Origin of the sequence: Bradyrhizobium sp. 23, from assembly GCF_023073295.1 — a bacterium.
GTDB lineage: Bacteria > Pseudomonadota > Alphaproteobacteria > Rhizobiales > Xanthobacteraceae > Bradyrhizobium > Bradyrhizobium canariense_D.
Map to the genome: position 1 here is coordinate 363770 of NZ_JADPJF010000151.1, position 6695 is coordinate 370464.

Sequence of the window (6695 nt, forward strand, 5' to 3'; positions counted from 1 at the left end):
CGTATCTTGCAGGGAAGCTGCCATGCCATTCGTTGAACGGGTTTTTTCGGGCGTCCAGCCGACGGGCAATCTGCACCTCGGCAATTATCTCGGCGCAATCGTCAACTTCGTGAAGATGCAGGAAACCCACAACTGCATCTATTGCGTCGTCGACATGCACGCGATCACGCAGGGCGTGGACGTCTGGGGCGGACCAGTCGAGCTCGCGCGCAACACCCGCGAGGTGACCGCGGCGTTCATCGCCAGCGGCATCGATCCGAGCAAGCACATCGTGTTCAACCAGAGCCAGGTCTCGGGCCACGCCGAGCTCGCCTGGATCTTCAACTGCGTCGCGCGCATGGGCTGGCTCGGCCGTATGACCCAGTTCAAGGAGAAGGCCGGCAAGGACCGCGAGAACGCCTCCGTCGGTCTGTTCGACTATCCCGTGCTGATGGCGGCTGACATTCTGCTCTACCGCGCCACCCACGTGCCGGTCGGCGAGGACCAGAAGCAGCATCTCGAGCTGTCGCGCGACATCGCGCAGAAGTTCAACAACGACTTCGCTGAGTCGATCCGCAACCTCGGCGCCAATGACGGCCTGTTCTTCCCGCTGCCGGAACCCTTGATCACGGGCCCGGCGACGCGCGTGATGAGCTTGCGCGACGGCACCAAGAAGATGTCGAAGTCGGATGCGTCGGATAATTCGCGCATCAATCTGACCGACGACGCCGACACCATCGCGCAGAAGGTCCGCAAGGCCAAGACCGACCCGGAGCCGCTGCCGACCGAGGAGAAGGGTCTGGAAGCGCGTCCCGAGGCCGACAATCTCGTCGGTATCTTCGCCGCGCTCTCCGGCCGCTCCAAGGCCGACGTGCTCAGGGATTTCGGCGGCGGCCAGTTCTCCAGCTTCAAGAACGCGCTGGTGGATTTGTGCGTCACGAAGCTCGCGCCGATTGCCGGCGAGATGAAGCGCCTCGTCGCCGACCCCGGCCATATCGACGCGATCCTGAACGATGGCGCCGACCGCGCGCGCGCGATTGCCGACGAGACCATGACGCTCTCGAAGGACATCGTGGGCTTCATCCGTCGGCGCTGATAATAAGTTCGCGAAAACGCGGCCGACGCCACGGCGCCGGCTCGCTTCTGCTCTCCCCAAGTACGACGGAGTGTGGCAGCATGTCAGCGTGGACATTCCGGGACATGCATGACCAGCAAGCGACTTTGCTTCGAGCCGGGTCACAAGCCCAAATGCCTCGTCATCGTCGACGACACCGCCGAATGGGATCGCGCGGTCTATTACGCCAGCCGCTGGGCGATTCGGGCCGGTGGCGGCGTGGTGATGCTCCGCATCATCGAGCCCGAACAGCAGAGCCAGGAATGGCTGGGGGTCGCCGACATCATGCGCGCCGAAGCGCATGAGGCGGCCGAAGCCGCGCTCGACCGTGCCGCCGGCCGCGCCAACGGCATCGCCGCGATCACGCCGGAACGGGTGATCCGCGAAGGCGCTGCGATGGAACAGCTGCTGGCGGTGATCGACGAGGACCCCGACATCGCCATGCTGGTGCTCGCCGCGAACCCGGGCGCGGAAGGCCCGGGGCCATTGGTCGCGCTGCTCGCGCACGCGCTGGGCACGTTCCCGGTGCCGGTGACGGTCATTTCCGGCGCGCTCAGCGACCAGAGCGTGGATTCGCTGTCCTAGACTGCTGCTCGTTCGCCTCGCCCCGTTAGCCGGCAGAGGGAAGAAGCGGGTACCCTAACCCGCTGATATAACAGGTGAACGGCCAGCTTACCCCTTGACCGTGCGTTCGCCGTCGCCATCTGCTAGTGGATAGAGCACGCGCCGGCCTTGAACCGGCGACGTCTGGAGAAAACCATGTTCATTCAAACCGAAGCCACCCCCAATCCCGCCACGCTGAAGTTCATTCCCGGCCGCGTCGTGGTCGACGGCGGACCGATGGAATTTGCCAACCGCGAATCGGCCGCACGCTCGCCGCTCGCCGAAAAGCTGTTCGAAGTCCCCGGCGTCACCGGCGTGTTCTACGGCTCGGACTTCATCACCGTGACCAAGGCGAACGGTGAATGGCAACAGCTCAAGCCCGCGATCCTCGGCGCCATCATGGAGCACTACATGTCCGGCGCGCCGCTGCTCGCCGACGGTGCGGCCGCGAGCGATGTCGATCTCGACGAAGAGGACGAGTTCTTTGACGAAGCCGATGCCGAGACGGTCGACATGATCAAGGATCTGATCGAGACCCGCGTGCGGCCAGCGGTCGCCAATGACGGCGGCGACATCACTTTCCGCGGCTTCAAGGATGGTATCGTCTATCTCAACATGAAGGGCTCCTGCGCCGGCTGCCCGTCATCGACCGCGACGCTCCAGCACGGCATCCAGAACCTGCTCAAGCACTTCGTCCCCGACGTGGTCGAAGTCCGGCCGATGTAGGCTGGGGCCGCAAAGGCGTGGACGGCCGGGACAAGCCCGGCCATGATGACGAGCATTCCATGACGGATGGTGCTACCATCGTTCCATGCTGATCCTTGCCATCGATACCGCGCTGGAAGCGTGCGCGGTTGCCGTTCTCGACACCGATGCCGGCCAGCTCCTCGCGCAGGAGCAGCTTCTGATGAAGCGCGGCCACGCCGAAGCGCTGATGCCGATGATCGCGCGCGTGATGCAGTCAGCCAACCTCGCCTTCACAGCGCTCGAGCGCATCGCGGTCACCATGGGCCCCGGAAGTTTCACCGGCCTGCGCGTCGGCATTTCGGCCGCCCGCGGCCTTGCGCTTGCTGCGAAGCGGCCCGCCGTCGGCCTGACCACCTTGTCGGCCTATGCCGCCGCCGTCGTCGGCCAGAGCGGAGCGGCGCCGGTGATCTCGGCGATCGACGCGCGGCACGACCACGTCTATTTCCAGATCGTGGCCGGTGACGGCAGTCAGCTGGTGCGGCCGGGCGTCGCTCCCATCGACGAGGCGATCGCGGCGTCGCAATTCGGCGCGCCGCATCTGGTCGGCAATGCCGCGAAGATCCTCGCCGAGCGCTGGCCGAAAGATATGCCGCAGCCGGTCGCGGTCGACGCGCAGCCCGCGCCCGACATCGGCTGGGTCGCATGGCTTGGCGCCGCCGCCGATCCCGCGACAAATCCGGCGCGGCCGTTCTATCTGCGGGCGCCCGACGCAAAGCCGCCCGCACAACTGCCGCTTGCAGCACAAGCCGCAAGCTCACGATGAAATGGTTGTCGGAATGGTGGCGCGGCGGTACGGCCGTCGTCGAGCCGGCTGTCGCGCGCGACGTCGCACGGCTTGCGCAACTCCACGGCGCCTCCTTCGCGCGCGGTTGGGGCGAAGGCGAGTTCGAGAGCATGCTCAGCGAGCGCAACACGCTGGTGCACCGGTTGCGGCTCGGCCGCAAGACCGTGGGCTTCGCGGTGTCGCGGATCGGCGCAGACGAAGCAGAGATTCTCTCGATCGCGGTCGATCAGGCCCATCGCGGCCGCGGCCTCTCTCGCACGCTGCTGATGACCCATCTCGGCCACCTGGCAGGACGCGGCGTGCGCACAATATTTCTTGAGGTCGAGGAAAATAACCAGCCGGCGCGGCGGCTCTACGACCGAGCCGGATTCATGGTGGTCGGACGCCGCGAACGCTACTATAAGCAGCCGAACGGGGAACAATTGAACGCACTTCTGATGCGACGTGACTTGTCGTAACATTGATGGCAGAAAGCGCCCCGTCAGGCGGACATCACATGACTGGTCTTAAACCTTCCCCCGCTTCCAAGGCGTCCGGCATCGAGGCGCGCTGTGCCGCCACAGGCATGCGCATGACCGAGCAGCGTCGTGTCATCGCCCGCGTGCTCGCGGAGGCGGTCGATCATCCCGATGTGGAGGAACTATATCGCCGCTGTGTCGCGGTCGACGACAAGATCTCGATCTCGACCGTGTATCGGACCGTCAAGCTGTTCGAAGATGCGGGCATCATCGAGCGCCATGATTTCCGCGAAGGCCGCGCGCGCTACGAGCAGATGCGCGACAGCCATCACGACCACCTCATCAACCTGCGCGACGGCAAGGTGATCGAGTTCACCTCCGAGGAGATCGAGAAGCTCCAGGCGGAGATCGCCCGCAAGCTCGGCTACAAGCTGGTCGATCATCGGCTCGAACTCTATTGCGTCCCGCTCGACGACGACAAACCCACAAGTTAAGTGGCGATCGATCTCGTCATCTTCGATTGCGACGGCGTGCTCGTGGACAGCGAGGTGATCTCCTGTCGCGCGCATGCAGATGTGCTGTCGAGGCACGGCTATCCGATCACATCGGAGCAGGTGCTGGTCCGCTTCCTCGGCGTATCCGAGAAAGATGCACGGCGAATGGTCGAACAGGAGATCGGCCGCAATCTTCCCGATGATCTCGAAAGCCAAGTGAATGCTGCGACGCTGCAATTTTATGCCAGCGATTTGCAGCCGATCACCCATGTGGCCGCAGCGATTGGCGCAATCGATTTGCCCAAATGCGTTGCGTCGAGCGGCACGCCGGAGAAGATCCATCATGGCCTGACCTGCGCCGGTCTCTACGATCTGCTTGCGCCGAACATCTTTTCCGCGAGCCAGGTCGCGCGCGGCAAGCCCGCGCCCGATCTTTTTCTGTTCGCCGCCGCGCAGATGAAAGTCGCGCCGGAGCGGTGCCTCGTGATCGAGGACAGCGTCCCCGGGGTGACCGGCGCGCATGCCGCCGGGATGACCGTGCTGGGCTTTCACGGTGGCAGCCATTGCCCGCCGGGCCACGCTGAAAGGCTCCGGGCCGCCGGGGCCGGATTGACGTTCGACGATATGCGGCAATTGCCGGAGCTGGTCCGGCGGGTCGCGGCGGACACCCTGGCGGGCTGATTCAGGGTATTTTCTGAGTGCAGCTGGCGGCTGCCGGGACACGCACACGCCCGGAATCCCGAGGTTTTGGCGGGATTCCGCACTTCCCGCCAGCGCTCGCCCCGGAATGACAGCCCAAAGGGCGCCAATCGCTGGATTTTCGCCTCCCCAGCCTATATCTGAGGGCGGTCCTCCACCTCAATTCCGGATTCCATGACGCCGCCGCGCAAGCTGCACATCAAATCATATGGCTGCCAGATGAACGTCTACGATGCCCAGCGCATGGTGGACACGCTGGCCCCGGAAGGATTCGTGGAGACGGCCAGCGCTGATGACGCCGACCTCGTCATCCTCAACACCTGCCATATCCGCGAGAAGGCCTCGGAAAAGGTCTATTCGGAGCTCGGCCGCCTGCGCGTCGCCAAGGACGCCGCCGCGCGCGACGGGCGTACCATGCAGATCGCGGTCGCAGGCTGCGTGGCACAGGCCGAGGGCGAGGAGATCGTGCGCCGTGCACCCGCGGTCGACGTCGTGGTGGGACCGCAGAGCTATCATCATTTGCCGCAGCTGTTGAAGCGCGCCGGCAATGAAGGCCGCGCCATCGAGACCGAATTCCCGGCTCAGGACAAGTTCGGCTTCCTGGCCCAGCCCAAGCCCGGCGCGATCCGCGCCCGCGGCATTTCCGCTTTCGTCACGGTGCAGGAAGGCTGCGACAAGTTCTGCACCTTCTGCGTCGTGCCTTACACGCGTGGCTCGGAAGTCTCGCGGCCGGTGACAAAGATCGTCGACGACGTGAAGCGGCTCACCGAGAACGGCGTGCGCGAGCTCACGCTGATCGGACAGAACGTCAACGCCTATCACGGCGAGGGACCGGACGGAAAAAGCTGGCCGCTCGGCAGGCTGCTGGAGCACCTCGCGGCGCTCCCGGGCGTCGCGCGGCTGCGTTATTCGACCAGCCATCCGCGCGATGTCGATGACAGTCTGATTGCAGCCCATCGCGATCTCCATGCCTTGATGCCGTTCGTGCACCTGCCGGTGCAGTCGGGCTCGGACCGGATTCTGGCTGCCATGAACCGGAAACATACCGCCGATGATTATCGGCGTGTCGTCGACCGTTTCCGGTCCGCACGCCAAGACATTGCTTTCTCATCAGATTTTATCGTCGGCTTCCCCGGCGAGAGCGAGCAAGATTTTCTCGCGACCCTCGCGCTTGTCACGCAAATCGGCTACGCTGCGGCATATTCGTTCAAATACTCCGCCCGGCCGGGAACGCCGGCCGCGGACATGCAGGAGACGGTGTCCCCCTCCGAGATGGACCAGCGATTGGAGCGGCTCCAGGAACTGATCGACAGCCAGCAATCGGCCTTCAACAAGGCTGCGATTGGCTCAACGGTCGATGTGCTGTTCGAGCGCCCGGCCCGCAAGGACGGCCAGATCGTCGGCCGCACCGCCTTCCTCCAGCCCGCGCATGTGATGGCCTCCCCGGACATCATCGGACAGATCCTGCCGGTCCGGATCGACAGTCTCGAACGCTACAGCTTCCTCGGTGAGCTCGCCATGGCGCACGAGCCCGCTTTATCGCCCATCGCCACTGGAGCCTGAACCCTTGCCCAAAAGCGCATCGGATTCGTCTTCTTCCATCGCTCCCAGCCGCAAATTTGACCGCGACATGCAGGTTCCGCCCGAGACCCAGGTCGTCATCGATTTCGACGACAACCGCGCCGCGTCCGCGCTAGTTGGCCCTTATGGCCAGCATCTGGCACAGATCGAACGGCGGCTTGGCGTCGTCGTCGATTCCAAGGGCAACCACATCACGATTGGCGGCTCGCGCGACGGCTGCGATGCCGCGCGCCGGG

9 protein-coding genes are annotated in these 6695 nt (G+C 64.7%); all 9 read left to right on the forward strand.

Annotated features, from left to right (window positions below; genetic code table 11):
• Positions 1-22 precede the first annotated feature (22 nt).
• Positions 23-1075: a tryptophan--tRNA ligase gene (gene trpS, locus IVB32_RS38740; protein WP_018455815.1), complete on the forward strand. Its 1053-nt coding sequence runs from the start codon at positions 23-25 to the stop codon at positions 1073-1075.
• 108 nt (positions 1076-1183) lie between these two features.
• Positions 1184-1678 (forward strand): universal stress protein, encoded by a 495-nt coding sequence (locus tag IVB32_RS38745; RefSeq protein ID WP_018455814.1) that lies wholly within the window; start codon positions 1184-1186, stop codon positions 1676-1678.
• 174 nt (positions 1679-1852) lie between these two features.
• The gene (locus tag IVB32_RS38750; RefSeq protein ID WP_026233032.1) at positions 1853-2422 is read left to right on the forward strand and encodes a NifU family protein; all 570 of its coding nucleotides are present in this window, start codon (positions 1853-1855) and stop codon (positions 2420-2422) included.
• An 85-nt stretch (positions 2423-2507) separates the two neighbouring features.
• Positions 2508-3206 carry a tRNA (adenosine(37)-N6)-threonylcarbamoyltransferase complex dimerization subunit type 1 TsaB gene (tsaB, locus tag IVB32_RS38755; protein ID WP_018455812.1) on the forward strand — a complete coding sequence of 233 codons (699 nt, stop codon included), beginning with the start codon at positions 2508-2510 and terminating at the stop codon, positions 3204-3206.
• Positions 3203-3685 (forward strand): ribosomal protein S18-alanine N-acetyltransferase, encoded by a 483-nt coding sequence (gene rimI, locus IVB32_RS38760; RefSeq protein WP_018455811.1) that lies wholly within the window; start codon positions 3203-3205, stop codon positions 3683-3685. The genes tsaB and rimI overlap by 4 nt, the downstream gene beginning before the upstream one ends.
• A gap of 38 nt (positions 3686-3723) precedes the next feature.
• Positions 3724-4179 carry a Fur family transcriptional regulator gene (locus tag IVB32_RS38765; protein ID WP_007598312.1) on the forward strand — a complete coding sequence of 152 codons (456 nt, stop codon included), beginning with the start codon at positions 3724-3726 and terminating at the stop codon, positions 4177-4179.
• Positions 4180-4860 carry an HAD family hydrolase gene (locus IVB32_RS38770; RefSeq protein ID WP_018455809.1) on the forward strand — a complete coding sequence of 227 codons (681 nt, stop codon included), beginning with the start codon at positions 4180-4182 and terminating at the stop codon, positions 4858-4860. It begins immediately after the preceding gene.
• A gap of 192 nt (positions 4861-5052) precedes the next feature.
• Complete coding sequence (gene miaB / locus IVB32_RS38775; RefSeq protein ID WP_018455808.1) at positions 5053-6441, forward strand: tRNA (N6-isopentenyl adenosine(37)-C2)-methylthiotransferase MiaB; 1389 nt, start codon at positions 5053-5055, stop codon at positions 6439-6441.
• Between the two features lie 4 nt (positions 6442-6445).
• Positions 6446-6695: KH domain-containing protein (locus IVB32_RS38780; RefSeq protein ID WP_346731132.1), on the forward strand; the 250-nt coding region annotated here is incomplete at its 3' end.